This is a genomic window from Streptomyces sp. NPDC002580, assembly GCF_042889485.1.
GTDB lineage: Bacteria > Actinomycetota > Actinomycetes > Streptomycetales > Streptomycetaceae > Streptomyces.
The window spans coordinates 1-2,704 of record NZ_JBIAQZ010000032.1 but is presented as its reverse complement, the minus strand read 5'-3'; the positions used below and the strand labels follow the sequence as shown (position 1 = coordinate 2,704).

At 72.5% G+C, this 2,704-nt stretch carries 2 protein-coding genes and 1 pseudogene; all 3 read left to right on the top strand.

Annotation, left to right across the window (positions count from 1 at the left end; genetic code table 11):
- Positions 1–324: alpha-glucosidase C-terminal domain-containing protein (locus tag ACFYW7_RS38850; RefSeq protein WP_389511419.1), on the top strand; the 324-nt coding region annotated here is incomplete at its 5' end.
- Positions 325–371: 47 nt separating this feature from the next.
- On the top strand, positions 372–1,745 hold the full coding sequence (locus ACFYW7_RS38845) for a maltokinase (RefSeq protein ID WP_389511417.1): 1,374 nt from the start codon (positions 372–374) through the stop codon (positions 1,743–1,745).
- 50 nt (positions 1,746–1,795) lie between these two features.
- A pseudogene (locus ACFYW7_RS38840) lies at positions 1,796–2,704 on the top strand (1,4-alpha-glucan branching enzyme); the annotation flags it as partial.

The window sequence follows — 2,704 nt, the reverse complement described above, 5'->3', positions numbered from 1 at the left end:
CGCATGATCGAGATCCGCAAACAGAACACCGCCTTCGGACTCGGCACCTACACCGAACTCCCCTCCACCAACCCCGCCGTCCTCGCCTTCCTGCGGGAGTACCAGGACGACCTCGTTCTGTGCGTGCACAATTTCTCCCGGTTCGCCCAGCCCACCGAACTCGACCTGCGCGCCTACGACGGCAGACACCCGGTCGAGCTGATCGGCGGCGTGCGATTCCCGGCCATCGGTGAACTGCCGTACCTGCTGACCCTCGCCGGTCACGGCTTCTACTGGTTCAGGTTGCGCCCCGCGGTCGGGCCCGGCACCACGAGGCGATCGTGAACGCCTGCCCCCCGACAGCCCGCCCGCCTCTGAAAGGACGTGTCGCCATGGCGGAGACCGCCCTGCACCGTCCGAGCGGCCTCGGTCCCGCTCCGCTGCTGACCTCGCTGGCCGAGCTGCTGCGGGAATGGCTGCCGCGCCAGCGCTGGTTCGCGGGCAAGGACAGGCCCGTGACGGACCTGACGCTCGTCTCGTCGACCGAGCTGTACCCGGGGTGCCTGCACCTGCTCGTCCGCACCGAACACCTCGGCCCGTCCGCCCACGGCGGATCCGGCGCTCCCCCGGCCGAGGACTGCTACCAACTGCTCCTCGGTGTGCGCGAGGTGCTGCCGCCACGGCTCGCCCACGCCTTCATCGGCCGGGCGAGCGCCGGCCCGCTGGCCGACCTGACCGTGTACGACGCCTTTCACGACCCGAAGGCGGCGGGGCTGCTCCTGGAGCGCCTGCGCCGGTCGGGCACGGCGGGCCCGCTGCGCTTCGAACGCGACCCGCGCGTGACGGTTCCGAGCGGACTGCCGGCCCGGCTCCTCGACGCCGAGCAGTCCAACTCCTCGCTGGTGTACGGCGACGCGTTCATACTGAAGGTCTTCCGGCGCGTCCAGCCCGGCCTCAATCCCGACCTCGAAGTGCCGTTCGCGCTGGCCCGGCAGGGCTGCGACCGCGTCCCCCCGCCCGCCGCGTGGTTCCGGACCTCGGAGCCGCAGGAAGCGACGCTCGGCGTGCTCCAGCCGTACCTCCGGGACGCCTCCGACGGCTGGACGCTGGCACTCGAATCCCTCGGCTCCAAGGCGGACTTCACCGGCGAGGCGCACGAACTGGGCCGGGCCGTCGCCGAGGTGCATCTGGCCCTGGCCACGGCGTTCCCGGTGGACGAGCCGAGTCCGTACCGGAACAAGCGGCTCGCGGACGCCATGCACGAGCGTCTCGACGCCGCGGTCCGCTCCGTTCCCGAACTCCGTCCCCACGCGGCCGGGTTGCGGTCGGCGTTCGACGCGCTCGCCGCGCTGGACGCGACGGTCCGCCCGGCCCAGCGCATTCACGGCGACCTCCACCTCGGCCAGGTCCTGCGGGCCGGCCGGCGGTGGTCGGTGATCGACTTCGAGGGTGAACCGGCCCGCCCGATCAGCGAACGCCGGCGTGTCCAGTCCCCCGTGCGCGATGTCGCCGGCATGCTGCGCTCCTTCGACTACGCGGCCCGCTCCCGTCAGCCCTGGCGTCCCGAGTGGGCGCGGCGCTGCCGCGAGGCGTTCTGCGCGGGCTACGCCGCCGAGGCGGCGTGGGACCCGCGGGAGGAACCCGCCCTGCTGCGCGCGTACGAGACGGACCGCGCCGTGTACGAGGTGCTCTACGAGGCACGGCACCGTCCCGACTGGCTGCCCGTGCCCATGGCGGCGGTCGGCCGACTCGCCGACCACTCCTGACCCACCGACCACCCGCACCCTCAACTCCCCCGCTTCGAGAGGCCCGAGCCGTGACAGTCCGATCCGCATCCACCCGCGTACGACGGGCCAAGCCCGCCGCCGCCCCCTCGGCACAGCACGCAGCGCTGGACCCCACGGACCGGGGGCGTCTCCTGGCCGGCGCCCATCACGATCCGCACGCGCTGCTGGGGGCTCATCCCGTGCAGGGCGGCGTCGTGTTCCGGGCGCTGCGGCCGTACGCCCAGGGTGTGGCGGTGCGGGTCGACGGGCGGCGCGTCGCGCTGGACGACCTGGGTGACGGATTCTTCGCGGCCGTTCTGCCGCTCGACGCGATTCCCGCGTACACGCTGCTGGTCACGTACGACGGCACCGAGACCGAGACCGAGGATCCGTACCGGTTCCTTCCGTCACTCGGCGAGTTCGACCTGCACCTCATCGGCGAGGGCCGGCACGAGGAGCTGTGGACGGCGCTCGGCGCGGAGCCGATGACCCACGAGGGTATCGCCGGAACGCGCTTCACCGTGTGGGCCCCGAATGCTCAAGGGGTGCGGGTCTGCGGCGACTTCTGCCACTGGGACGGCGCCGGCGGCTATCCGATGCGCTCGCTCGGATCGTCCGGCGTGTGGGAGGTGTTCGTGCCCGGCATGGGTGAGGGCACCCTCTACAAGTTCGACATCACCCGCCCCGACGGCTCCCGCACGCTGCGCGCGGACCCGATGGCCCGCCGCACCGAGGTGCCTCCGGCGACCGCCTCGATCGTGACCCGGTCGTCCCACACCTGGACGGACGGCGCCTGGATGAAGGAGCGGGCCGAGCGACGTCCGCTGCACGAGGCGCCGTTCTCGGTGTACGAGGTCCATCTGTCCTCCTGGCGACCTGGCCTGACGTATCGCCAGCTCGCCGACCAGCTCCCGGCCTACGTCGCCGACCTCGGGTTCACCCACGTCGAGCTGATGCCC